Raw genomic sequence first — 24,419 nt, 5'->3', positions numbered from 1 at the left:
AGCAAGATTATTTCTTCTGCGAGACCAGCGAGAAATAGGCGCCCTGCGGATCGACGCAGTTGACGATCCAGCTTTCGCCGGGAACTTCCATGGGCCCGTTGACGACCTTGCCGCCGCCGGTGCTGACACGGGTGATCGCGTCCTCGATACCATCGACATTGAAGTAATAACCCCAATGGCAGACGGGAACCTGCGGCATGCGCTTCATGATGCCGCCGACGGCTTTGCCCTTGTGGGCGAAGATGCGGTACGGACCCATCTCGCCCATGTCGAAATCATGGTCCTTGGTCCAGCCGAAGACTTCGCCGTAAAAAGCCATTGCCTCATCGACATTGTCGGTAAAGAGTTCGTACCAGCCGACATGGCCCTTCTTTTCCTGCATATCCTCGGGGAAACCACCGGTCTCCATCGGCAGCGGCGTCAGGATGCAGAGCACTGCACCATAGGGATCGGCGACCACGGCAAAACGGCCGATTTCGGGAATATCCTGCGGCGGGCGTCTGATCGCGCCGCCCTTGTCAGCGAACAGCTTTGCCGTGGCATCGACATCGTCGACATCGACATAGGCCGTCCAGTTCGGGGGAATGCCCTGCCCCTTATGCTCTTCCGTCAGTTCCATGACGCCGCCCATGCCTTTGCCGTCTGCTTCCAGCACCAGATAGGGCATTTCCGGCGAACCGAAATCCTTGGTCTGCCAGCCGACGACATGACCGTAAAAGCGGGCAGCAGCCTCCATGTCGGGCGTCATCAATTCGACCCAGATGAATTTTCCATGTGTATCGGACATTGTCGTCTCCTCTGGAGATTGGGTGCGTGGTGTGGCTAAGTGCCCGCCGCAGGACGCGGCGGCGCTTGTCATGCAGACAGAACCCGGCGCAAATTACGTCTTGCGCCGGAACTCCGATGTCATGAAGGTCTTGAAGGTGCCATCCGGCTGCTTGACGCTGCCGGAAAAGCTGCGGTGATTGTCATCATGCAGCACCAGCACGTCGTGGTAGGTGGCGGTGTCTCCGGAACCGTCGAAGGCAGGACCTTCGGCCTCCAGTGTCAGGGTCTTGCCGTCCTCTTCCAGCCAACCCTTGTAAACCCAGAGATTGGTCATCATCGAGCCCACCCAGGTGCCGACGAAATTGCCCTTGGCCGGGTCGAAACCAACCGTGATGACAGCGGTCATGCTGGTACCGTCAGGCATTTTTCCGGTGCCCTCGCCGATGATCCAGAGGCCACCGATGGAGCGCACCTTCTCGGTGAATACCTGTTCGGGATCATTGGGGTCGTAGGCCTCATGGCCGGAGCTGGCGGTCATGATCCAGTCTCCGACGATCCTGTTCAGGAACTCGTGTTCCTTCTGCGGCTTGGCGGTTGGAATTTCCATTGTCTTCTCCTCCTATGTCCCGGTTCAATGGCAGCAGGATGCGGCTTTCGGCGCATCCTCATACTGGTCATGGCGGCGCACCCAATCCATTACCTCATCTTCATTACGGCCTTTTGGCACCAGATCGAGAAGCATCAACGTGCCGAGCGTCTGCTCGGCGCCACGGGCGTAAGTGGAATAGGTGTGGTAGATCTTGTCGTCCTCGCCCTTGGCGAAAACGCTGATGCCGTGCAGGTCCTTCAAGTCGCCAAAGGGCGCCATGTCGCGGTAATTATAGGTGATTTCACCTTTTTCCACGTCCTCGTCGCGAAACGAGGCCTGGTAATCATAGTTGAAATCGCTGCCCTCGGCCGAAACCCAGGGGAATTTCCAGCCCATGCGGTTTTTATAGCCTTCGATCTTTTCAAGCGGCGCACGCGAAACCGCGACGAAACCCGCATCGCCATGCCTGAGATGAACGAGCGCGCCATCGACATGATCGGCGAAGAAGGAGCAACCGACGCAGCCCTCCTCCCAGTCCGGCGCCAGCATGAAGTGATAAACGATGAGCTGACTGCAATCGCCGAATAGTTCTTTCAGTGACCTGGGGCCGGAAGGTGCATCGAAGATATAGTCCTTCGTCACCTCCTCCCAGGGCAGCGCGCGCCGGGCCTCATTCAGCCTGTCACGGGCGCGGGTCAGTTCCTTTTCCTTCACCAGTAGATCGCGGCGGGCCGCAAGCCACTCCTCCTTCGAAACGACGGGATGAGACATGATCTTTCCTCCTTGGATCCGTCTTTCACCGCGGCACACTCCGCTCCACCGAAGGGCGCCGCTTATTTCTGTACTGAAAGGCAATAAACAGTCTGCGGAGCAACCAAGTTCCGCTTGACTAATTAGGTTGATATCAACATATTTATTGCATGTCAAACGCCGGCGTGATTCCTTTTTCGACAACCCTTCTCGTGCGAGACTCCTGTCTTTGCCTGCATGCGCAGCGTGCGGCGCGGGCTTTGGCGCGACTTTTCGACAATGCATTGAAACCAGCGGGAATCACCAATGGCCAGTTTTCCCTGCTGATATCGCTCAACCGGCCGGAGCCGCCGCCGATGGGGCCGGTTGCCAATCTTCTGGCGATGGACCGCACGACGCTGACGGCGGCGCTCAAACCGCTGGAGCGGCGCGGGCTGGTTCGCATCGAGCCTGACCCAAAGGACAAGCGCGGCAAGCGGCTGCGGCTGACGCCGGAGGGCATGGCGGTGCTTGCGGTCGCCTTCCCCATCTGGGAGCAGACCCACGCCGAAGTGGAGACAAAGATCGGCAGCGGCGACCCGGGCCGGCTGCGCCGCGATCTCATCGATATCGGCTGACGGGATGATTTATCGGTAAAAATGTCATCCGGCCGTCGCGCCGGGGAGCGAAACTGAGCAGAACGCAAATCAAGGAGGAAAGATCATGCGTGCAATCGTTTTTGTAAAAGCCACCAAAAGCAGCGAAGAAGGCGTCATGCCCACGACCGAACTCATGGAGGCCATGGGGAAATTCAACGAGGAACTGGTCAATGCCGGCATCATGCAATCCGGTGATGGCCTTCACCCCTCCTCCAAGGGCAAAAGGGTTGTCTTCGACGGCGACAGCCGCACCGTCGTCAACGGTCCTTTCCCGCACACCAATGAGCTGGTCGCCGGTTTCTGGATCTGGAACGTGAAGGACATGGACGAGGCCGTGGAATGGGTAAAGCGTTGCCCGAACCCGATGTTGGAGAAGAGCGAGATCGAAATCCGCCCGATGTTCGAGATGGAAGATTTCGGCGATGCGGTGACGCCTGAGATCGCCGCGCATGTCGAAGAACTGCGCGCGCGTGTCGGCAAGCAATAGGCCTTCCGGCCGAAGGAGACCCCTAATTAACGAGTAAGGTGCGGCTTTCGTAGTCCCCCCACCGGAGACGACATTCGCCGCACTGCCCCTTCCCGCCTGTTCCGGCTCTGCCTACCCGTCAGGCGGGTTGCCACGGACGACGTCCGCTGGTAATGCTCAGAGCGGTTCAACACGTTTCGAGAAAGGAGGCTTCGCATGGATATTTCCTGCTTCTGGCGCAATCGTCAGCTCTGCCACCTTTTTGCCCTGCAGACACGTTTGCAGGGCTGACCGGAACACCAACACTCTGGTTTGCCCAAAAGGCCGCGCAGAATGCAGCTTGTCTGCCATTGCGCCTGTTTTCACGACGGATCACCACGAACCGAAACCCGGTACTGCCTGTGGCAGACCACGGTTGTTGACGGGTCCGTCCTGCCAGAGACGACTTCATGACCATCATCACGCTTCGAAATCTCGGAATCATTCTGGGTAAGCCGCTTTTTTCCAATCTCAGCCTCACCGTGAATGCGGGAGACCGCATCGGCATCGTTGCGGCCAATGGCTGCGGCAAATCCACCCTGCTCAACTGCCTCGCAGGTGCCATGGAGCCCACCAGCGGCGACATTACCCGGCTGCGCGGGCTGACGCAGTCGATCGTCCACCAGAATCTGCCCTCCGCGCTGATGGACCATACGATGCGCGACGCCGTGCTTTCCGCCCTGCCGGCGGACACGATCGACAGCGAAAACTGGCGTGCCGACATCATCTTCGACGCCATGCTGGTGCCCGAACCATTCCGCGAGCGTCGCCTGAAAGAACTGAGCGGCGGCTGGCAGAGGCTCGCCATGCTGGCCAAAGCCTGGATCACCGAACCTGACGTGCTGCTGCTCGACGAGCCGACCAACCATCTAGACCTCGAAAAGATCAACGTGCTGGAAAGCTGGCTGGGTGAATTGCCGCGCGATACGGCCGTCATCATCGTCAGCCATGACCGCGCTTTTCTCGACAATGTCACCCGGACCACGCTGTTCCTGCGACCGGAAAACTCGGCGCTATTCCGCCTGCCCTATGGCCATGCGCGCGTGGCGCTGGAGGAGGAGGATGCTGCCGATGAGCGGCGTTTCCAGCGCGACATGAAAACCGCCCAGCAATTGCGCCGGCAGGCGGCCAAGCTCAACAATATCGGCATCAATTCCGGCAGCGATCTCCTGACCATCAAGACCAAGCAATTGCGCCAGCGTGCGGAAAAGATCGAGGAGAAAGCGCGCCCTGCCCATAGCGACCGATCCGCCGGCAAGATCCAGCTCGCCAATCGCGGCACCCATGCCAAGGTTCTGGTGACGCTGGAGGACGTGCCGGTCTCGACGCCGGATGGAACATTGCTGTTTCGCACCGGCCGGCAATTTATCCGTCAGGGCGACCGCATCGTCATTCTCGGCCGCAATGGCGTCGGCAAGACGCGGCTGATGTCGCTGCTGCAGGCGGCGGTAACGGGTGCTGGCCAGATACAGGACGGCATAAAGGCCACGCCGTCGCTGGTGGCCGGTTATGTCGACCAGTCGCTGGCCGCAATCGACGACGACAGCACGCCGGCAGCGCTGCTGTCGCGCCGTTTCGACATTGGCGACCAACGTATCCACGGCCTGCTCGCCGGCGCTGGCATCGACATGGAAATGCAGAAACGCCGCATCGCCACGCTCTCCGGCGGGCAGAAGGCGCGGCTTGCCATGCTGGCGCTGCGGCTGGCGGAGCCGAATTTCTACCTGCTGGACGAACCCACCAACCATCTTGATATAGATGGTCAGGAAACGCTGGAGGCGGAAATCATCAGCCGTGAGGCCAGCTGCGTGCTTGTCTCGCACGACAGGAGTTTCGTGCGGACGGTCGGAACCCGCTTCTGGCTGATCGAAAAGCGCAAGCTGGTGGAAGTCGACGATCCCGAAGCGTTTTTCGCCTCGGCTTGATGCTCCCCACCAACAATGCCTCGTCAGCCGAGCAGACTGGCGAGGCGTGGATCGCCGGCGAAATCCGAGACCGCGAAACCGGTTCTGCGCATTGGAAATTCGCACAATGCCTGCACGCCCGTCTTCGACAGGCGGATGCGCCAGCTCATGCGTTCCACCGGCGCTTTTTCGGCAAAGGCTTTGGGAGAAAGGATCGCAATATTGAGGCCAGCGGCGGGATCGCGCACCGAACGGTAGAGGATCGCCTCCACCTTGGCCAGTCGCGCCTGCTCGGCCAGCGCCTGGCACGGCTCGTAATTGGTGAGATCGGTCCACGCGGTTTCGTCGCGGTTCAGGTCCGGTTGCGTCAGGTCAAGCGCCGCATCGGTGGCGATACGGGCGGCGAAGGCGGAATAATCGGCGGGATTGGCCGGAAGCGGCGTGCCGGGGGATTCGGCATAAAACAGCAGCCGGTAAAAGGCCATTTCGGCGAGCGCCGTTTCCACCTTCGCGGCGGCGTAATAGACGCCCTCGGTATAACCCGCGCGGCGGAAACGCGAGCCATGCGGATAAGCGGCGCCATATCGGAAAGGCGTGGCGAGAAGATAATCGAAACCGGCGCATTCGGGCGGAAACGGCCTTTTGCTCGTCTCCAGAATATCTTCCAGCAGCGATTGCTCCTCCACCGTATCCACCAGCTTCATGGTGGAAACCTGATGCTGCGCTTCCACCAGCCGCCAAAATTTTCCCGATGCGGCGCGTTTTTCAGACAGGAGCGCGTCGGGCGTCCAGATAGGAGAGGACATCGATCAATCCGGTAATGGTGGTGAGCCTTTCGGCAGGCACGGCATCAAGCGCCGTATTGTGATTGCGCAGCCAGTTTTTCGCCACCGCCTCATCCCCGCCGGTAATCGCATCCAGCGAGCGGAAAACCCGGATCAGCAGCACCGCAAGCTCGAAGGACTTGGCGCCCGGCTCCAGGAGGAAATCAAGCCGCCTCATGCGCGAGACCGTTGGCGCGGACACACCCAGAATATCGGCCGTGCGGGCAGCGTTCAGGCCCAGCCGCTCGGCGGCGGCGATGACGGCCTTGGTGACGATCCTGCCCTGCGATGCGGGATCCATGGCAGTCTTGGCGTGAATATTCATGGCGCACATCCTTTCCTTGGAAAGAATATAGCATATTTCTTTCTGTAAACAAGAGGGCCGGGATGAACCCGGCCCCAAGATTTATAATCAGGCGCGTAAGCCCGCTTTATCAGGCCACCGAGACCGGCACTTCCGTAGAGGTGCGCATGGCGTGGCTGTAGGGGCAAACGATGTGTGCGGCAGCGACAAGTTCTTCGGCTTTCTCACGCTCGAGACCGGGAATGTTGACCTTCAGCGACACTTCGATGCCGAAGCCGGTGCCGTCTTCGCGCGGGCCGATACCGACGGTTGCCGTCACAGTCGTGTCTTCCGGAATCTTTACCTTATGCTTGCCGGCGACAGCCTTCAAAGCGCCGAGGAAGCAGGCGGAATAACCGGCCGCGAAAAGCTGTTCCGGATTGGTGCCGCGGGCGCCATCGCCGCCCAGTTCCTTCGGAACGGTGAGCGTGACGTCGAGAACGCCGTCTTCCGACTTGGCGTTGCCGGCGCGACCACCGGTGGCGGATGCTTTGGTCGTGTAGAGAATGGGCATGGCATTTACTCCTTCGGGTTGGTGCTGGGTATCTTATAACGCACAATTAAATTGTGCGCAATATAGTTTTGCGCATTGAATGAAGATTTGTTTTTTGCGATAATTCTCAGGAAATTTCGCCGCGCATCCATGTGGCAGGAACCGAAAGCGGGGGCTGATTGTTCCCTCCCCGGTTGATTTTGGAGCAGGAAAATGGACGCAGAGGGCAACGAGAAGACAATGGAAAGCCTGTTGAGGCTGGACCAGCAGATATGTTTTGCCCTTTACGGCGCAGCGCATGCCTTTACCCGCGCCTATAAGCCGCTGCTCGACCCGATTGGGCTGACCTATCCACAATATCTCGTCATGATGGCGCTGTGGGAAAAGGAAACATCCACCGTCAAGGCGCTCGGCGAAATGCTGGGGCTCGATTCAGGCACGCTGTCGCCGCTTCTCAAGAGGCTGGAGCATGCCGGTCTGATCACCCGCAAACGGGGCACGGTGGACGAGCGTCAGGTGCTGGTGGCGCTGACCCCGAAGGGCGCCGACCTCAAGAAAGAGGGTGTGAAGATCATGGCCGCCATCGGCGGCGCCACCGGCTGCGGGCTGGAGGAACTGGCGCAGCTGCGCGATCAGGTGAATGCGCTGAAGGAAGGTCTCTCCCGGCCGTAATCCCGAAAAGAGAAAGGCGGCACGAGGCCGCCTTTTTATGCGAGGAGTTTTCGGCTTACTGCCACACCACCACACGCGCCTTCTGCGGCACGCGGTCGTAGAGGTCGATGACGTCCTGGTTCATCAGGCGTACGCAACCGGAGGAGACGGCCTTGCCGATGGAGTTCCATTCCGGCGAGCCGTGCAGGCGGTAAAGCGTGTCCTTGCCGTTCTGGAAGATATAGAGCGCGCGGGCGCCGAGCGGGTTTTTCAGGCCCGGCGGCATGCCGCCGTTCTTGGAGGAATATTTGACCAGTTCCGGCTGGCGGGCGACCATTTCGTCCGGCGGGGTCCATTTCGGCCATTTCTGGCGCCACTGGATGACACCTTCGCCCGACCAGGCGAAACCATCGCGGCCGATGCCGACGCCGTAGCGCATGGCGCTGCCGCCCTGCTCCACGACATAAAGGAAGCGCGAGCGCGTATCGACGACGACGGTGCCGGGGCGTTCGCCGGTCGGGTCGACGACCCGCTGGCGATAATAGCGGCGGTCGATCTTCTGATAGGGAACCGCGGGAATGACGTAACCGCCATCCTCGACCGAGCCGTACATGACGGCCAGTTCCGCATCGCTGACGCCTGACGAGAACATCTGGCGGAAATCGCTGCCGATGCTGCTCGCCTGCTGGCGAATGGCTTCACCCGTGCCGGAGGACGCGCAGCCGGCCAGCAATGAAGCGGAGGAAATACCCAGAAGGGAAAGAAAAGTACGTCTGGAAAGATCTGTGTCGGTGCTTGTCATAAGGCCGGATTGTCCCACATTTCGAACGGCTATATCGCCGCTGTACATCGTTTGTTCCACGTGTACAGGCGTATTGCGAAAATAGTTAACCGACCGCTAAAAGCCAGTCGGAAGGCGCTGGCAGAACGACGCCCGCATCTCTTTCTTTTAGAACGTGGTCAGATAACCACAATCTGCGCCCCCTTCGGCACACGTTCGTAGAGGTCGATCACATCCTGATTGAGCATGCGCACGCAGCCGGACGACGTCGCCTTGCCGACGGACTGCCAGTCAGGCGTTCCGTGCACGCGGTACAGCGTGTCCTTGCCATCCTTGAAGATGTAAAGCGCACGGGCGCCGAGCGGGTTGTTGAGACCCGGCGTCATACCGCCATTGGCAGCCGAGATGGAGGTGAGTTCAGGCTGGCGCTTGACCATTTCGTCGGGCGGTGTCCAGCGCGGCCATTTCGCTTTCCACTGGATCTTGCCGCGGCCCGACCAGGCATAACCATCACGGCCGAGGCCGACGCCATAACGGATCGCCTTGCCGCCGGACTGCACGAGATAGAGAAAATGCTGTCTGGTATCGACCACGATGGTGCCCGGCGCTTCCGCCGTCTGGTAGCTGACTTCCTGCCTGAGATAACGCGGATCGATGCGGCCATAGGGAATGGCCGGCAGCGAGCGGTCCTCGTCACGGATCGGGCCATACATGACCCGGTGCAGCGGGTTGGAGACAGGCAGGCCATAGGCCATCATCTGGCCCTGCGGCCGCGGCGCATTATAGCCCTGCACCTGCGGGGCTTGCAGCCCCTGCCCGCGCACTGGCGGGCCGTATTCCTGATGGAAGCGGGTTCTGAACAGATCCGGCGGGCGCGTCGAAAGCTGGCCCGGCTGCGGCGGCAGTTCCGGCTGGCGATTGGAGCTGACGGAATTAAAATTGAAGACCGGCGCCGTTTCCCTGACGAAGACGTCCGGGTCCATCCGGGTCGTATCCGTCACGAAAAGGCAGCCGCTCATCAGCGGCAGCAGGGCGAGCCCCAGCAGAGAGGCCGCCCGGCGACCGTTTTTCAAAAGGAGTGCTATCATCTGAACCGCTTCATGGAATCCAATCTGCCGGCATGATGAACCGCGCGGCTGGCGCGAGGCTGGCGTCGGTATTTTCAAAAAAAATCGGAAAACTGCATTTTTCCTCTTGAAGCTCTAGTTGCTAGAGGTGCCAGATTGGCTGTCGACTGGAATTCAGGAGCGAGAACCATGAATATTTCGACACGCGGCAGTTTGAACGGGGAATCAGAGGAACTGACCTTCAAGGTCGGCGGCATGGATTGCGGCAGCTGTGCGGCGAAGATCGAAACCGCGCTCTCGCGCCTGCCCGGCGTTGCAGACGTCAAGGTGTCGGTTGCCCGCGAAAGGTTGAACCTGTCGCTTGCCGAGAATAAAACCCCGGTCGAAAAGATCGAGGATACGTTGCGCAAGCTCGGCTTCAAGCCCGCTTTGCTGCCGCGCGACAAGGCTCCCGAGGCAAAGGCTCCCCAGGCAAGGATCGAGGCCGATCATCACGACCATTCCACCTGCGGCGGTCACCACCATGATGAAGCCGGAACACCGGCTGAAAAGAACAAAGCACTGATCTTTTCGGTCGGCGGCATGGATTGCGGCAGCTGCGCGGCCAAGATCGAAACCGCGCTTTCCCGCCTGCCCGGCGTTGGCGACGTCAAGGTCTCGGTGGCCCGCGAAAGGCTGAACCTCTCGCTTGCCGAGAACAAGACCCCGGTCGAAAAGATCGAGGACACGCTGCGCAAGCTCGGCTTCAAACCCGCTCTGCTGCCGCAGGAAAAGACTGCGCGCGAAAAGACGCCTGAGCAGAATCACGACCATGACCACGCGACATGCGGCGGCCATCACCACGATCATGATCATTCCGGACATGACCATTCCGGGCACGACCACGCGGCGCATGACCATTCGGGACACGACCACCAGTCCTGCAAAGGGCATGACCATGACCATTCCGACCATGATCATTCAGGTCATGACCATTCCGGCCACGATCATGCGGGCCACTCGCACGCTGCCGCACCTGCCGCCGCAAGCCAGAGCGCCGAGATAGGGCATGCCCATGGCGCGGATGAAAAAGGCGCGTGGTGGCGCACCGCGAAAGCACGCAATACCTTCACCGGCACCATTCTGGTCGCCATCGCCTATGCGGCGGAACTGACCTTCCCGGCCTGGGGCAGCTATGCCTTCATCGTCGCCACGCTGGCCACGCTTTTCCCGATCGCGAGAAATGCCTTCAACGCCGCCCGTTTCGGCGCGGTCTTCACCATCGAGATGCTGATGACGATTGCCGCCATTGGCGCGATCATCATTGGCGAGGCGGAAGAGGCGGCTATTGTCGTGCTGCTGTTCTCCGTCGGCGAATTGCTGGAAGGTTTCGCGGCCGCACGCGCCCGCTCCGGCATCAAGGCGCTCGGTTCGCTGCTGCCGAAAACGGCGCTGGTGGAAGAAAACGGCTCGCTGCGGCAGATCGCCGCCGATCAGGTGCGCATCGGCCAGGTGGTCGTGGCCCGCCCCGGCGACCGCATCGCCGCCGATGGCGTTGTCATGGAAGGTCAATCCAGCGTCGACGAATCGCCGATGACCGGCGAAAGCATTCCCGTCGCCAAGGAAAAGGGCGCGCGTGTCTTTGCCGGCTCGATCAACCATGACGGCTCGCTGCGCATCCGTGTCGACCGCGCGCCGGAAGACAACACCATTGCCCGCATCATCACGCTTGTCGAAGAAGCCCAGGACGCCCGCGCCCCGACGGAACGCTTCATCCAGAGCTTCTCGCGTTATTACATGCCGCTGATCGTGGCGATTTCCGCACTCACCATAGTCGTGCCGCCGCTCGTCGGCCTCGGCGACTGGGATACCTGGATCTATCGCGGCCTCGCTCTCCTGCTTATCGGTTGCCCCTGCGCGCTGGTCATCTCCGTTCCCGCGGCCATCGCCTCCAGCCTTTCGGCTGCGGCACGCCACGGCATGCTGGTGAAGGGCGGCGCGGTCATCGAAATGCTGGCGCGCACCGAAACCGTCGCCTTCGACAAGACCGGCACGCTGACGCTCGGTGAACCCGTGGTCACTGACGTGGTGGCGCTTGACGGCAATGAAGCCGAACTGATTGCGCAGGCTGCGACCATCGAGCATGAATCCAGCCATCCGCTGGCACGGGCCATCGTCAACCACGCCGAAAAGCTGGGCGTGAAGCCCCTGCCCGGTTCCGAGATCAAGGCGATTTCCGGACGCGGCATGCAGGGCAATGTCGGCGGCAAACGCCTGTTCATCGGCGCACCGCGCTTTGCCACCGACGTCGGCAACGTTTCGAAGGACCTGTCCGACCGTATCGCCAAGCTGGAGAGCGAAGGCAAGACCGTGGCCGTTGTCATGGCCGAGGGTGCGGCAAGCGGCCTCTTCGCCATGCGCGACGAGCCACGCAAGGATGCGGCCGAAGGCATCAAGGCGCTGAAGGAGATGGGCATTTCCTCGCTGATGCTGTCGGGTGACAATGCCCGCACGGCGAAGGCAATCGGCAACAAGCTGGGCCTTGAGGCGCGCGGCGAATTGCTGCCGCAGAACAAGGTCGAGGAAATCCGCAAGCTCGCCGAAAAGAAGACCGTGGTGATGGTGGGCGATGGCATCAATGACGCACCGGCCCTTGCGGCGGCCAGCGTCGGCGTCGCCATCGGCTCCGGCACCGACGTGGCGATGGAAGCCGCAGATGCGGCGCTGATGCGCAACAATGTCGGCGATGCCGCCCGCCTTATCGGCCTTTCGCGCGCCACCATGAGCAACATACGCCAGAACGTGACGATCGCGCTCGGCCTGAAGGCTGTGTTCCTGGTCACGACCGTCACCGGCCTCTCCGGCCTGTGGCTCGCCGTCTTCGCCGATACGGGCGCCACGGTTCTGGTGACCGCCAACGCCATGCGGCTGCTCGGTTACTTCAACGGCCGCAAAGCCTGACCCCCAGCTTTTCCGAAAACGGCCGAGCCCAGTTTATCCGGGCTCGGCCGGCTTGTTTTCAGCGTATTGACAAATTAATTGCCTACAATAAATACCGCGTACCGCCGTTTCCACGCGCGTGACAATAGCGACAGGAAGTGCTGGCGATTCCACACGCGGGAGCATTGAACTTGACTAAGCATGGCTACAACCCCATTGCGTACCGCGCGATCAAGATCGGCGGCAACATCGTCAAGGTCATCTTCTCCATCGATCTGTTCCTGCGGCCCGGCAGAAGAAAGACGCTTCCAGCGCACCAGCCGGCCCGCCGCCGCCCGAAATCGGAAAAAGCCATTCCACGCATCATCTGGCAGACGAATTACTCCAACCGGGTAACGACGCCGATCTATGCGAATTTCCTGTTCAACCGTTGGCTGACCCCGGAATTCGAATATCGTTATCATGATGACGAGGCGTGCCAGGCCTATATCGACCGGCATTTTCCCGGGCGTTACGCCGATGCCTTCCGCCGGCTGCAGGTGGGTGCCGCCAAGGCGGATTTCTGGCGCATTCTGGTCCTTTTGCAGGATGGCGGTATCTATCTCGACATCGATTCCAATTTCGCGGCCCGCCCGGAAGATGCGATCGGCCCGGATGAAGAAGCCGTCTTCATCGCCATGAAAGATGGCGAAGTGACGAATTATTTCATGGCCTCCAGACCCGGTCACCCGGCGCTGAAGCTGATCGCCGACCGTATTGCCCAGAATATCGAAGAGGGAACGCTCGTCAGCGTTTATGACATGACCGGCCCGACGGTAGTGCATGCCGTCGTCAAGGAGCTTGGTCTGCCGGAGCGCAATTACCGCGAGATGTGCACCCAGGGGCAATTCACCAACAAACGCGCCCAATATGCCGACAAGAAAGATGGTGCCTGGTGGGCGGAGCAGGCGAAGACGTCCATCGTCAAGAGCTAAACCTCACACGTCCTAACCAGCGGCGTCATATCGCGTTTCAAACAAATGCGTTGAAAAGGCGGATGCTCTCCTCCACCGCATGCGGCACCACGCCATTGTGGGTGCCGGGCAGCAGTTTTTTGTCGATCTTGAATCCGGATGTCAGGGCGCGATCCACGAAAAGCTGGTGATCGGCATCAAACGGCCGCTCCTCCGTGCCGCGCAGAAGCAGCGCCGGACATTTGAGGCTGGGGCCGAAGCAGACGGAGGAGCGCATGATGAATTCGCGCTCGTCGGTCTCGTCGAAACAGATCTCGTCGCTATAGCGGTTGAAATAACGCCAGGAATTGACACCGGCGGAGATGGGGGCTGCGGCGCGGAACTTGCGGCTCATGGCGGCCAGAAGCGTCAGCGTGCCGCCATTGGAATGGCCGGCGATGAAGAAGCGGTTTCGATCGATGCCGGGCAGATTTTCCAGATAGGTCGCCGCCGCCAGCGCATCCGCCGTTTCGTTGTAAAAACCGGAATAATGGCCGCTCTGGCCGTTCTCCCCGCGGAAGGACGGTAAAAGCACGACATAGCCCGCTTCCCAATAGGGCTTCATCAACGCCCAATGGCCGTCCCCCGTGGCGTTGCCGCCATGGAGAAACAGGACCGCGGGTTTCAACGTTTTTGAGGGCTGGTAGTGGGAGAGCCAGGCGACAAGCTCGATCGAACCATCCGGACCGCCGGGATAGGTGACGCGTTCCGCCCCCGGTGGCGTGCCGAGAACCGATGATTTTTCCGGCGCGGCCATCTTTCGCAGGAGATGGGTGTGGAACCGTTTGCGCGCCTCCGCATAGTCCTGCCGTTCCAGCGGCAGCACCTCGGGGGCGACAATGCCCGCTTTCGCGCGGGGTGGTAAAAATGCGGCCGCCGACAGACCCATGGCACCGGCCAGCAGGCTTCGCCGGGTCATGCTCTTCATGGTCGCGCTGCTCTCTTCCTGTCCGACGGTTGAGGAGAGAAAGCGCTTGTCTGCCATAAGGTCACCTGAAGAGGATGGTTGTAACAACAGTTCAGCACTGCGGCGGGGAGCTGTCCAATCACGGATTCGCGAATGACAACAATGTATTCGCAGCCATCATGGCAATTTCTGGACAGGGTAAGGTTTACGATCGCGAAGCTGTTTCATTTCCCTAACCCTCCACACCATCTATCATCGAAACGAGCGTCGAGAGCCTGTCGGCCTCAGCCGGCAGCTTGTCGGCGCGCAGTCTTGCGATGCGCGGGAAGCGCATGGCGACGCCTGACTTGTGGCGAGTGGAGCGGTTGATGCCTTCAAAGGCCACCTCCAGCACGAAGCCGAAATCCGGCGTGGCGCGCACCGCCCGCACCGGGCCGAAACGCTCGACGGTATTGTCGCGCACGAACTTGTCCAGCACTTCCAGTTCCGCATCGGTGAAACCGAAATAGGCCTTTCCAACAGGCACGAGCTGTTCGCCATCCTCGCCTTCCGCCCAGACGCCGAAAGTGAAATCGGAATAATAGCTCGATCTTTTGCCGTGGCCGCGCTGGGCATACATCATGACAGCGTCGATATTGTAGGGATCGCGTTTCCACTTGAACCAGGGCCCCTTGGCGCGGCCGGCCTGATAGGTGCTGTCGCGGCGCTTGATCATCACCCCCTCGATAACAGGATCGGGCGGTGCGGTGCGCAGCGTGTCGAGTTCCGACCAGCTGGAGAAGCCGATCAACGGCGACAGGTCGAAGCGATCATGCGGCGCGCGCTCGATGATGTCAGACAGCCGGTTGCGGCGCTCCAGGTAGGTTTGCGCGCGAATGTCGCTCTCGCCCTCGAACAGCAGGTCATAAGCGCGGATGAAAGCGGGATAGTCATCCCGCATCTTCGCCGTCACCGTTTTGCGGTTCAACCGCTGCTGCAAATCGGAGAAGGTGCGGGTGAGATTGTTGGATCGCGCGGTGCCGCCGATCAGCAATTCGCCATCCATCACGCCTTCGAAATCGATGGCGTCAAGCACATCCGGGAAGGCGCCGGAAATATCGTCGCCGGAACGAGAATAAAGCTTTCGCGTTTCGCCGGCACGGGACAATTGCACACGAATACCGTCCCATTTCCACTCCGCCGCATAATCAGCGGGGTCCAGCGCATCGAGATCGCCATCGGCGACCGGTGTCGCCAGCATTACCGAATGGAAGATGGCGGGCGTTGCCAGCAGCGGGCGGTCCGACTTGCCCTCCAGCCAGGCGAAAAGCGTGGTGTAGGGCGGCGTCAAACCGTGCCAGAGGGTTTCGATTTCAGTGATGTCCTTATCCGCAAAATCCGCCAGCGCCTGCCGCGCCAGCCGGGCCGAAACGCCGATACGCAGGCTGCCGGTGGCGAGTTTGAGGAAAGCGAAACGGGAGGAGGTATCGAGCCGATCAAGCAGATCGCGCACCGCGCCGCGCACCTCGGTACGCCCCAGCGAATTCATCAGCGTCACGACTTCGCCAAGGCGCGGATCCTGCGCCTCGGAATCGTCAGCACCGCCGATATTGCCCCAGACCAGCGAAATGGTCTCGGCCAGATCGCCGACATAATCATAGGAATAACGGAACAGCACCTCGTCCATGCGCTCCATCACCAGCTCGCGCAGCATGGCCGGTTTGACGCTTTTGAGGTCCAGCGTGCCGGCTATCGCCGCCAGCCCGTAACCCCGGTCGGGATCGGGCGTATCGCGGAAATAATCGGTCAGCAGCTTCAGCTTGCCGTTGCGCGACGGCGTGAGGACAAGGCGATCAAGAAGCGTGGCGAAGGCTTTCATTTCAGTCCCCCTCGTCTTCGTAACCGACGAGATGCAGCGGCTTTGCGGCAATGCCCTGCAATTCGCACCAGCGCACTAGCGCCTCCTCGCGGCCATGGGTGACCCAGACGGCCTGCGGGCCGATTTCCGTGATGGTTTCCAGCAGTTCCGGCCAGTCGCAATGGTCAGATATGACCAGCGGCAGTTCCACACCGCCCTGCTTCGCGCGCTGCCGCACCATCATCCAGCCGGAGGCGAAGGCGATCAGCGGCTCGTTGAAACGCCGCGCCCAGCGCTCCTGAAAGGCCGAGGGGGGGCCAACAACGATGGCACCCTTGAAGGCGGCGGGGTTGCTTTTTTCCAGCGTCGCGGGCCTGAGATCACCGAGATCGACACCCTGCGAGACGTAATAATCACAAAGCCGCGCCAGCGCGCCGTGAATATAGATGGGATCGGCATAACCATTATCGCGCAATAGCCTGATAACACGCTGCGCCTTGCCGAGCGAATAGGCGCCGACGAGATGGGTACGGTCGGGAAACTGTTTGATGGAGGTGAGCAGCTTGCCGATTTCCACGCGCGGCAGCGGGTGGTGAAACACCGGCAGGCCAAAAGTGGCTTCTGTGATGAAGACATCACACGGCACTGTCTCGAAGGGCGCGCAGGTGGGGTCGATACCGCGTTTGTAATCACCGGATGCGACGATGCGCAGGCCATTCATTTCCACGGAGATTTGCGCCGAACCCAGCACATGGCCTGCGGGGTGGAAACCGACGGTCACGCCGTTCACCTCCACCGTCTCACCGAAGCCGACCGCCTGCTCGCTGCCGCAGAAATCCTCGCCGTAACGAATACGCATGATATCGAGCGTCTGGCGCGTGGCCAGCACCGCGCCATGGCCGGCGCGGGCGTGATCGGAATGGCCATGGGTGATGAGCGCCCGCGCTACGGGGCGCACGGGATCGATATAAAAATCGCCCGCCGGGCAATAAAGCCCCTTCGGCGTGGAATTCAACAGCTGTTCCGGCTTCATATTCATCGAGATAGGGCCGCCCGCGCGAATGTAAAGTGCTGCGAGCATAACGCGGAACGGGCGTTAAATTTCCCGCAGGGGTGTTTTTGTTTGGCTGAAACTGGTGAGCCACCCGCCTCCTCATTCCTGTGCTTGTCACAGGAATCCAGCCAACGCGCGTCTGCGCGGTGCTAGAGTCTTTCCAGCCCAAGGACTTGGGCTGGCTGGATCCCTGTGACAGGCACAGGGATGAGGGAAGAGCGAGCAGACGGACGAAAGTGCGCGTGGGAACCGACACACCTTCGTGCAATCGTTCCTACTCTCCCGCTGCTTCCGCCGGCTTCGCTTCAACCGCCGCCGGCAGGCGTACCGGTTTCAGCATCAACGCCGCGGCAAGACCAATCGCGGCGGTGGCGGCGGCCGCGAAGAATAGCGGCGTAAACGCATCCGAATAAAGCGAGGCGACGGCGGCCTGGGAGGTTGCGGGCAGTTCGGCGAGCATTTTCGGCGTCAGTTCCTCGATCCTGCCGACACCGGGAATATCGATCGCGACACCTTTCAAGCTCGATGACACGATGGCGCCATAGACCGAGATGGCGATGGCGGCGCCGCCCATGCGGGTCAGGGTCACCGCGCCGCTTGCCGCGCCGATATCGGCCTTCGGAGCGGAGTTCTGTACGCCGATGATGGGCGCCTGCTGGCCGAGGCCGACGGCGAAACCCTGCGCCAGCATCAGCACCGCGATCAGCCAAAGCGGCGTTCCGGCATGCATCTGCGTGAAGAGCAGCATGGCGATGACATTGATGGTGAGACCGGCCACCGAGAAAGGCTTGTAGACGCCGGTGATCGAGATCAGCCGTCCGGCCGAAAGTGAGCCCATGACGATGCCGCCGGTGACGGCGATGAAGAACAGGCCGGCATGGGAGGGCGAAAGCCCGGTCGTGGTCTGCAGGAACAGCGCGTAATAATTGACCATACCGATACCGATGCCGCCGCTGGTCAGCGAAACGATCATCAACAGCGGAAAGGTGCTGTCCTTGAAGAGACGCAGCGGCACGACGGGTTCCGGCGCGCGACGCTCCACCTGCACCCACAGGAAAGCGGCGATCACGGCAAAGGCGATGATGCCGAGACTGGGGCCGGCGATGAGCGAGCCGAACAGTTCGCTGCTATCGGCCCAGAACACCACGCTGGCAATGGTGGCGGCCAGAAGAACCGCACCGAGATAATCGATCTTTGGCTGTCTCGCCGGGCGACGATAGGGCAGCATGAGAGCAAGGCCGGCGATGACGATAATACCGAGCGGCAGATTGATAAGGAAGATCGACCGCCAGCCGAACAGGTCGCTCATGGTCCCGCCGAGAATCGGGCCGACACTGCCCGACGCCATGATGGTGAGGCTGGAATAGCTCTGGTAGCGAGCTCTCTCGCGTGGCTCGAACAGATCCGCATTAACGGAGAAGATCGACACCATGATGCCGCCGCCGCCAAGCCCTTGAAGCACACGGGCCGCGATCAGGCTGTCCATAGACCATGCCAGCCCGCAGGCGAGCGAACCGAGCGTGAAGATGACGACCGCCGCAATCATCACATATTTGCGGCCGAAGAGATCACCGAGCTTGCCATAAACGGGCATGACCGCGCTGGTCGCCAGAAGATAGGCCGAGCCGATCCAGCCGAAACGCTCCAGCGCGCCGAATTCACCGACGATGGTGGGAAGCGCTGTCGAGACGATCTGGTTGTCGAGTGTGGCCATGAACATGGCCAGCATCAGAAACAGAAAAACGATGAGCCTGCGGCGGTGATCCGACACAAGCGGCGCCACGGGGGCGGTGGACATATCCATGAAAAATCTCGTTGAGTTCCGGCGATTTTGCTGCGACAATTTGTGTGCTATTGGCATATATATGTCAATGGCAAGTTTTTGACATCTGTGTTATCAGCGCTAAAAGTGATCGGAAACCGGCATCGAAAGGAACGGCTGAGAGTGGCGAGCGAGGAAGACTGGAACGAGGATTTGCCCGAGGACATCAAGCGGATCGGCAATACGATGACGCGTATGCGCATCATGATCGGCCGCCGCATCATCGGCCGCATGGCGCTTGCCAAGCTCGCTCCGGGTCTTGAACTCTCCCATATCGATGTTCTCGATATTCTGCGCCGTGCCGAAGGCGACGTCACCGTGGGTGCGATTGCCGAGGGCATGCGCATTGACCCTTCGCGCGGCAGCCGGGTCGTCGCGGATATGGTCGGGCGCGGCCTGTTGAAACGTGGCGTATCGCAGGAAGATGGCCGCCGCAGCATCGTCGAAATCACGCCGCTCGGCACCAGCCTTTTGCGGGAAATGCGCCGGACCAAGATGAGCGTCATTGAGGATGTGATGGATGGCTGGCCGGCAGAGGATGTGGAGACATTCGGCCGCCTGTTCGAGCGCTTCATCGACCGTTTTGAAAACCGGCTTTCGCCGGATGCGGACGTGCTCACGGATCAGAAAAAATCATAGTTACCCCTGACATCCACAACTTCACTTTACAACGACGAGACCGTAACGTGCCGGCGATCGAACAGGTTTCAAGGGGTAATTTCGATGTTGACGATTTACGGTGTGTACCGTTCCCGCGCCACGCGCACATTGTGGCTGGCTGCTGAACTCGGCATAGAATTCAAGCATGTGCCTGTCATTCAGGCCCGCCGCCTTGCCGATCCGCTCGCCACTGATGCGCCGCTCAACACGCTGTCGCCGGCATTTCTCGCCGTCAACCCGATGGGCACCATTCCCTGCATCGAGGATGACGGCATGGTGCTTTACGAATCCATGGCCATCAATCTCTATCTCGCCCGCAAATATGGCGGGCCGCTCGCCCCGGTCGATCTGAAGGAAGATGCGGCGATGCTGCAATGGTCCTTCTTCGCTGCCACTGAAATCGAAACGAATTCGCTGAAGATTTCTTCCGCCATCGCCGAAGGCCTTGCGGAAAGCGACGCCGGCAAGGCAGTGATCGATGTCGCCGCGCGTCTGCTGAAACGCCCCTTGCGGGTGCTGGAACAGCATCTTGCCACGCATGATTATCTGGTGGGCGACCGCTTCACCGTAGCCGATCTCAATGTGGCGGAAATCGTTCGTTACGCGCAGGGCCACCAGCCGCTGTTCGATGCCCATCCGGCGCTGAAAGCCTGGCTCGCCCGTTGCCAGGCGCGCACGGCGTTCAAGTCCATGTGGGACAGCCGGACGGCCGAGGCAGCGTAAACGAGCTCTGTGCGCGAGCTGGAGACATCTCTCCATACTCAACGTCATCCTCGGGCCTGTCCCGAGGATCCAACCACGTCTAATAAAATCAATAGGTTGCAGATCCTCGGGACAAGCCCGAGGATGACGATAGCGACTATTAACCCCTCTCCCCCTCCAGCGCCCGCTGCACCGCCGGGCGGTCGTTCATGCGGCGGAAGTGGTCGTGCACTCTCGGGAAGCGGGCAATATCCACACCATCGCTTTCCAGCCAGCCGGACATGACGAAAAGATAGGGATCGGCCACCGAATAGGCCGTGCCCAGAACCCATGGGCCGTGCAGCATGCCGTGCTCGATCAGCTCAAAGCACTCGCCCATATTTTTCGGCACCCTGGCCTTCATGTCCGCAAGCGAGCTATCCTCATTCGCCCAGCGGCTGCCGCGCCGGCCATGGGCGTGGGCAACGTGGACGGTGGAGGAAATGAAGGCATTGAAGGACTGCATCAGCGCGAACTCAAAGGGATCGTCAAGCGGCGCCAGCTTTTTCTCAGGCGCCATCTGGGCGATGAAAGCGAGGATGGCGGGCGTCTCCGTCAGCACGCCGCTCGCCGTTGCCAGTGCCGGCACGCGGCCCTTGGGATTGATCTGCAGAAATGCCTCGGAGCGCTGCTCGCCCTCCGCGAAATTGACGCGGTGGGCCTTGTAAGGCAGGCCGGATTCCTCAAGCACGATATGGCTGGCGCGGGAGCAGGAACCGGGGGAGAAGAACAGTGTGAACATGGATATGCGACCTCCAAAGCAATGAGAGCGCCCACCTGTTGCTCATGCGGACGCCGCGCCTGCCGGCGGCCATGGGATAGCCATCACACGCAGGACACCGCATCATCGTGCCGGTAAACGGCCGCGTCAAAGGTTATTTAAAGCCCGATAACGCTGATATCGCCGACATGGATGCCGTTCCAGTTGCGCATCTGGCGGTTCGCCATGCCTTTTAAAGCCTGCTGCTCGGCACTGCCGTCATCAAAATAGCGGGCAAGCAAGGCCGTGACCATGGCTTCGGCCGCGCGTGTCGTGCCGTCTTCGCATTTCACCGCCATGGCAATCCCCTGATCCGGCAGGGCGGCGATGAAAACGCCTTCCGCCCCGGTCTTGGCGAAAATCTTGCCGGGCGCGATCTGCATCAGCTTCGTGCAGGCGCGACCCGTGCCTGCCACGTAAAAAGGTTCGGCCATGCAGGCCTCGATGAGGCGGCGCGAGGCTTTCGCGCGTTCTGCCTCGAGTCCCCTGCCCGTCGCCATTTTGGCGAAACCATGCGCCAGCCCCTTGAGCGGCACGGCATAGGTGGGAATGGAGCAGCCATCCACGCCGCAATTGTCATGGCCGAGCGCCGCGCCCGTCAGGCTCTCCATCGTGGCGCGGATTTGCCGCTGCAGGGGATGATCGTAACCGACATAGCCTTTCGGATCCGTGCCGGTATGGCAGCAGGCGCAGATGAAGCCGGAATGTTTGCCGGAGCAATTATTGTGAAGCGCCGTCGGCTTTTCCAGCGTGCGGGCCTGATGAATGATGGTTTTCTGGTCCGACGACCAGTGCGCGCCGCATTCCAGCGTGTCGACATCCCGCCCCGCTTTCGCAAGCATGGCGGCGGCGAGTTCCGCATGGGCGTCTTCGCCGGAATGGGAAGAGCAAGCCAGCGCCAGTTCGCGGTTGCCGAAACCGTAGGCATCCGCCGCACCGCTCTCCACCAGCGGCAGCGCCTGCATGGCCTTGCAGGCGGAACGCGGGAAGATGCCGCGCTCGATATCGCCGGCCGAAAACAGTACACCGCCATCGCCATCCACCACCACGGCAAGGCCGTGATGGCGGCTTTCGACGAGATTGCCGCGGGTCACTTCGACGGTAACGGAATTGTTCATTCGTTCAGCCTCAAAAAATTCTGATTTTATGTCGTTGATACCGCAATTGATTTTTCGATGCACGGGGCTATCAGTGAAATTTGCGAAACGTCTGCTGCTGGCGATTGCCGTTATTTATCTGCTACCCGCGCTGGCATCGGCCGGTCTATGGGCCATGAAGGACCATCCGCGCGGCTGGAACGCCGCCAGATGGTCGTCCTCCGGCATGCTGCCGCCAGCGTCGAGCGACGGGCAAGCCGCCATCTACGTCTTTTCCGCCATGACCGGCGGCTTCAAGGGCTCCGTCGCCAGCCATGCCTGGGTCGTGCTGAAGAAGCCTGGTGCCACCACCTATGACCGGTATGACAAGGTCGGTTGGGGCACGCCAATCCGCCATAACGGGTATGCGGCTGACGCTTATTGGTATTCCAACACGCCGCGTCAGGTGGTGGCAATTCACGGCGCGGCGGCGGAAAAGTTCATCCCGAAAATCGAAAAAGCAATCGCCGACTATCCCTATGGCAAGCCGGGTGGTTATCGCATCTATCCCGGCCCCAACTCCAACACCTTCGTCGCCCATGTGCTGCGCAGCGTGCCGGAACTGGGCGTCGTGCTGCCGCCGGATGCGGTCGGCCGCGACTATCTGCCGGACGGCGCGTTTTATCACATTGCCGATGACTGGAAGGATGCGAGCGTCTCACTCGGCGGGCTGTTCGGCATTTCGGCCGGCGCGCGCAGCGGTTTCGAGGTCAATTTCCTCGGTCTCGTCGCCGGCATCGATTTTGGCCGGCCGGGAATTAAGATACCGGGGCTCGGTTATTTCGGCGTCGCGGGAATCCGGGCGTAAGCCATTACGTTTCGCTGGCCTGAGCGGCGCGCCGGGCGCGGATGCTCTGGGCAATGAAGACGCGCGACAGGCCGTGATAAAGCGGCTCCCGCGAGAAAAGACGCGAGGTCAGATATCCGAGCATTGCCGCAACCATGATGGGAATGACGCCTTCGTGATTGCCGGTCATTTCAAGGATGATGACAAAGGCGGTCATCGGCGCCTGCACGACGCCGGCAAAATATCCCGCCATGCCGACGATCGCGCCAAGGCCGATGCTGGTGCCGAGCAGGCTTGCCATGGTGCTGCCGAAACCGGCGCCCACCGACAGCGACGGCGCGAAGATACCGCCGGGAATGCCCGACATCATGGCGAGAAACGTCGCCGCCAGCTTTTCGATGAAGAAGAAGGCCGGCGCAGCCTCACCTTCGATTGCGGCGCGTGCCTGTTCATAGCCCGTTCCGAAGGTCGCTCCGCCTGTCGCAATGCCGATGACGGCGGAAGCAAGGCCGCAGGCGGCGGCGACCGCGAGCATGCGTTTCAACGGCATGGTTTGGGCAAAACGGCGAATGCGTGCTGACAGACGCAGGGCGCCGGCGCTGAACAGCGCCCCAAATGCGCCGCCGCCAACACCGCAGATCAGCACCAGCAGCCAGTCCATCATCGTTTTCGCCATGACCGAACTGGTGCCGAAATAGGTATAGCTGCCGACCAGGGCGAGCGATGCAAGACCGGAGAGGATGACCGCGGTCAGCACCAGGCCGTTGGCGCGGGATTCGTAGGTCTTGCTCATTTCCTCGATGGCGAAGACGATGCCTGCAAGCGGCGTGTTGAAGGCCGCCGCAATGCCGGCCGCCGAGCCGGCGAGGATGAGGCCCTTTGCCTGGGCCATGCCGCCCCAGCGGGCAGCCTGCAGCATGATGGAGGCCCCGACCTGAACGGTCGGTCCCTCTCGCCCTATGGAAGCGCCGGAGAGAAGGCCGGCGACCGTCAGCACCACCTTGCCGAAAGCGAGTTTCAGCGACAGAAGCCGCGAACGATCCGCATCGTCGCGCAGGTGCCGCGCGGCAATCGCCTGCGGAATGCCGCTGCCACCGGCATTGGGAAAAACCGAGATCGCAAGCCAGGCGCAGAGCGTGAAACCGAGCGGCGTGATGAGGAGCGGCAGCAGAAACGCCCATTCGCCTGCGGATGTCACTGCCGAGAAAAGATGCTGGGCGCGATCCGCAGCCCAGGCAAAAGCGACGCTGATAATGCCGACCGCAATCGCGCCAACCCAGAAAACCGCCCTCGGCTTCCACACCCGCCACGACCCCCAGACAACGCGGGAACGGCGGAGCATCTTCAGCTTCTTGTAATCGGCGGGCATGGCGATCCGGATCGGTGATTGGTGTTCGGCAGACGTTAAGCCCGTTTATCTGCCTCAAGGCCCGCGATTGCAAGGTTTTGCATTTGACTTATCACTGCCGATGACCGATCTTATGCATCGCA

The 24,419-nt window shown here is 60.9% G+C and carries 24 protein-coding genes; 9 read left to right on the top strand and 15 right to left on the bottom strand.

Annotated features, from left to right (window positions below):
* Positions 1–7 precede the first annotated feature (7 nt).
* The 3 genes from GSF67_RS02855 to GSF67_RS02845 all read right to left on the bottom strand — a co-directional run bounded on the left by GSF67_RS02855 (position 8) and on the right by GSF67_RS02845 (position 2,128).
* On the bottom strand, positions 8–787 hold the full coding sequence (locus GSF67_RS02855) for a VOC family protein (RefSeq protein WP_006312225.1): 780 nt from the start codon (positions 785–787) through the stop codon (positions 8–10).
* A 93-nt stretch (positions 788–880) separates the two neighbouring features.
* Positions 881–1,375, bottom strand: coding sequence for a DUF1579 domain-containing protein (locus GSF67_RS02850; protein ID WP_006312226.1), 495 nt, complete (start codon positions 1,373–1,375; stop codon positions 881–883).
* Between the two features lie 24 nt (positions 1,376–1,399).
* On the bottom strand, positions 1,400–2,128 hold the full coding sequence (locus GSF67_RS02845; protein ID WP_006312227.1) for a thioredoxin family protein: 729 nt from the start codon (positions 2,126–2,128) through the stop codon (positions 1,400–1,402).
* A gap of 149 nt (positions 2,129–2,277) precedes the next feature.
* On the opposite strand from GSF67_RS02845, the gene GSF67_RS02840 reads away from it, so the two are divergent.
* From GSF67_RS02840 to GSF67_RS02830, 3 genes are all read left to right on the top strand, one after another.
* Positions 2,278–2,724, top strand: a complete 447-nt coding sequence (locus GSF67_RS02840) for a MarR family winged helix-turn-helix transcriptional regulator (protein ID WP_006312228.1) — start codon at positions 2,278–2,280, stop codon at positions 2,722–2,724.
* Between the two features lie 85 nt (positions 2,725–2,809).
* Positions 2,810–3,232: a YciI family protein gene (locus GSF67_RS02835; RefSeq protein WP_006312229.1), complete on the top strand. Its 423-nt coding sequence runs from the start codon at positions 2,810–2,812 to the stop codon at positions 3,230–3,232.
* A 428-nt stretch (positions 3,233–3,660) separates the two neighbouring features.
* Positions 3,661–5,175 (top strand): ABC-F family ATP-binding cassette domain-containing protein, encoded by a 1,515-nt coding sequence (locus GSF67_RS02830; RefSeq protein ID WP_006312231.1) that lies wholly within the window; start codon positions 3,661–3,663, stop codon positions 5,173–5,175.
* A 23-nt stretch (positions 5,176–5,198) separates the two neighbouring features.
* Here the strand turns inward: GSF67_RS02830 and GSF67_RS02825 are convergent, their stop codons facing one another.
* From GSF67_RS02825 to GSF67_RS02815, 3 genes are all read right to left on the bottom strand, one after another.
* Entirely contained in the window at positions 5,199–5,960 is a 762-nt protein-coding gene (locus tag GSF67_RS02825) for an RES family NAD+ phosphorylase (RefSeq protein WP_006312232.1), read from the bottom strand.
* The gene (locus GSF67_RS02820; protein ID WP_006312233.1) at positions 5,920–6,303 is read right to left on the bottom strand and encodes an MbcA/ParS/Xre antitoxin family protein; all 384 of its coding nucleotides are present in this window, start codon (positions 6,301–6,303) and stop codon (positions 5,920–5,922) included. Before GSF67_RS02820 ends, GSF67_RS02825 begins: the two co-directional genes overlap by 41 nt.
* Before the next feature lie 109 nt (positions 6,304–6,412).
* Positions 6,413–6,835 carry an organic hydroperoxide resistance protein gene (locus tag GSF67_RS02815; protein ID WP_006312234.1) on the bottom strand — a complete coding sequence of 141 codons (423 nt, stop codon included), beginning with the start codon at positions 6,833–6,835 and terminating at the stop codon, positions 6,413–6,415.
* A 192-nt stretch (positions 6,836–7,027) separates the two neighbouring features.
* Between GSF67_RS02815 and GSF67_RS02810 the strand changes: the two genes are divergently transcribed.
* Positions 7,028–7,486 (top strand): MarR family winged helix-turn-helix transcriptional regulator, encoded by a 459-nt coding sequence (locus GSF67_RS02810; protein ID WP_006312236.1) that lies wholly within the window; start codon positions 7,028–7,030, stop codon positions 7,484–7,486.
* 55 nt (positions 7,487–7,541) lie between these two features.
* On the opposite strand, the gene GSF67_RS02805 is transcribed toward GSF67_RS02810, so the two are convergent.
* Together GSF67_RS02805 and GSF67_RS02800 are read right to left on the bottom strand one after the other, a co-directional pair.
* Entirely contained in the window at positions 7,542–8,267 is a 726-nt protein-coding gene (locus tag GSF67_RS02805; protein WP_013635657.1) for a L,D-transpeptidase, read from the bottom strand.
* Between the two features lie 158 nt (positions 8,268–8,425).
* A complete protein-coding gene (locus tag GSF67_RS02800; protein WP_035215056.1) occupies positions 8,426–9,334 on the bottom strand; it encodes a L,D-transpeptidase in 909 nt (302 codons plus the stop codon).
* A gap of 168 nt (positions 9,335–9,502) precedes the next feature.
* Between GSF67_RS02800 and GSF67_RS02795 the strand changes: the two genes are divergently transcribed.
* Together GSF67_RS02795 and GSF67_RS02790 are read left to right on the top strand one after the other, a co-directional pair.
* Positions 9,503–12,253: a heavy metal translocating P-type ATPase gene (locus tag GSF67_RS02795; protein ID WP_006312240.1), complete on the top strand. Its 2,751-nt coding sequence runs from the start codon at positions 9,503–9,505 to the stop codon at positions 12,251–12,253.
* Positions 12,254–12,423: 170 nt separating this feature from the next.
* A complete protein-coding gene (locus GSF67_RS02790; RefSeq protein ID WP_006312241.1) occupies positions 12,424–13,206 on the top strand; it encodes a glycosyltransferase family 32 protein in 783 nt (260 codons plus the stop codon).
* Between the two features lie 37 nt (positions 13,207–13,243).
* Here GSF67_RS02790 and GSF67_RS02785 read toward each other — a convergent pair whose 3' ends face one another.
* The 4 genes from GSF67_RS02785 to GSF67_RS02770 all read right to left on the bottom strand — a co-directional run bounded on the left by GSF67_RS02785 (position 13,244) and on the right by GSF67_RS02770 (position 18,826).
* Complete coding sequence (locus GSF67_RS02785) at positions 13,244–14,209, bottom strand: S9 family peptidase (protein ID WP_006312242.1); 966 nt, start codon at positions 14,207–14,209, stop codon at positions 13,244–13,246.
* 154 nt (positions 14,210–14,363) lie between these two features.
* Positions 14,364–15,989, bottom strand: a complete 1,626-nt coding sequence (locus tag GSF67_RS02780; RefSeq protein WP_006312243.1) for a cisplatin damage response ATP-dependent DNA ligase — start codon at positions 15,987–15,989, stop codon at positions 14,364–14,366.
* Position 15,990: 1 nt separating this feature from the next.
* Positions 15,991–17,007 (bottom strand): ligase-associated DNA damage response exonuclease, encoded by a 1,017-nt coding sequence (locus tag GSF67_RS02775; RefSeq protein WP_035215058.1) that lies wholly within the window; start codon positions 17,005–17,007, stop codon positions 15,991–15,993.
* A gap of 289 nt (positions 17,008–17,296) precedes the next feature.
* Positions 17,297–18,826 (bottom strand): MDR family MFS transporter, encoded by a 1,530-nt coding sequence (locus GSF67_RS02770; RefSeq protein ID WP_006312245.1) that lies wholly within the window; start codon positions 18,824–18,826, stop codon positions 17,297–17,299.
* Positions 18,827–18,967: 141 nt separating this feature from the next.
* Between GSF67_RS02770 and GSF67_RS02765 the strand changes: the two genes are divergently transcribed.
* Together GSF67_RS02765 and GSF67_RS02760 are read left to right on the top strand one after the other, a co-directional pair.
* Complete coding sequence (locus GSF67_RS02765) at positions 18,968–19,483, top strand: MarR family winged helix-turn-helix transcriptional regulator (RefSeq protein WP_006312246.1); 516 nt, start codon at positions 18,968–18,970, stop codon at positions 19,481–19,483.
* A gap of 84 nt (positions 19,484–19,567) precedes the next feature.
* A complete protein-coding gene (locus GSF67_RS02760) occupies positions 19,568–20,227 on the top strand; it encodes a glutathione S-transferase family protein (protein WP_006312247.1) in 660 nt (219 codons plus the stop codon).
* Positions 20,228–20,366: 139 nt separating this feature from the next.
* Here GSF67_RS02760 and GSF67_RS02755 read toward each other — a convergent pair whose 3' ends face one another.
* Positions 20,367–20,987, bottom strand: coding sequence for a glutathione S-transferase family protein (locus GSF67_RS02755; RefSeq protein ID WP_006312248.1), 621 nt, complete (start codon positions 20,985–20,987; stop codon positions 20,367–20,369).
* Between the two features lie 137 nt (positions 20,988–21,124).
* Positions 21,125–22,123, bottom strand: coding sequence for an asparaginase (locus GSF67_RS02750; RefSeq protein WP_006312249.1), 999 nt, complete (start codon positions 22,121–22,123; stop codon positions 21,125–21,127).
* 73 nt (positions 22,124–22,196) lie between these two features.
* Between GSF67_RS02750 and GSF67_RS02745 the strand changes: the two genes are divergently transcribed.
* Positions 22,197–22,949 carry a DUF3750 domain-containing protein gene (locus GSF67_RS02745; RefSeq protein ID WP_006312250.1) on the top strand — a complete coding sequence of 251 codons (753 nt, stop codon included), beginning with the start codon at positions 22,197–22,199 and terminating at the stop codon, positions 22,947–22,949.
* A gap of 4 nt (positions 22,950–22,953) precedes the next feature.
* Here the strand turns inward: GSF67_RS02745 and GSF67_RS02740 are convergent, their stop codons facing one another.
* On the bottom strand, positions 22,954–24,297 hold the full coding sequence (locus GSF67_RS02740) for a chloride channel protein (protein ID WP_006312251.1): 1,344 nt from the start codon (positions 24,295–24,297) through the stop codon (positions 22,954–22,956).
* Positions 24,298–24,419 lie beyond the last annotated feature (122 nt).

This window comes from Agrobacterium sp. CGMCC 11546 (assembly GCF_013365515.1).
In the GTDB taxonomy this organism is placed as follows: Bacteria; Pseudomonadota; Alphaproteobacteria; order Rhizobiales; family Rhizobiaceae; genus Agrobacterium; species Agrobacterium fabrum.
Note: the sequence above shows the minus strand (reverse complement) of the source record. Positions and strands in the feature narration are given on the sequence as shown.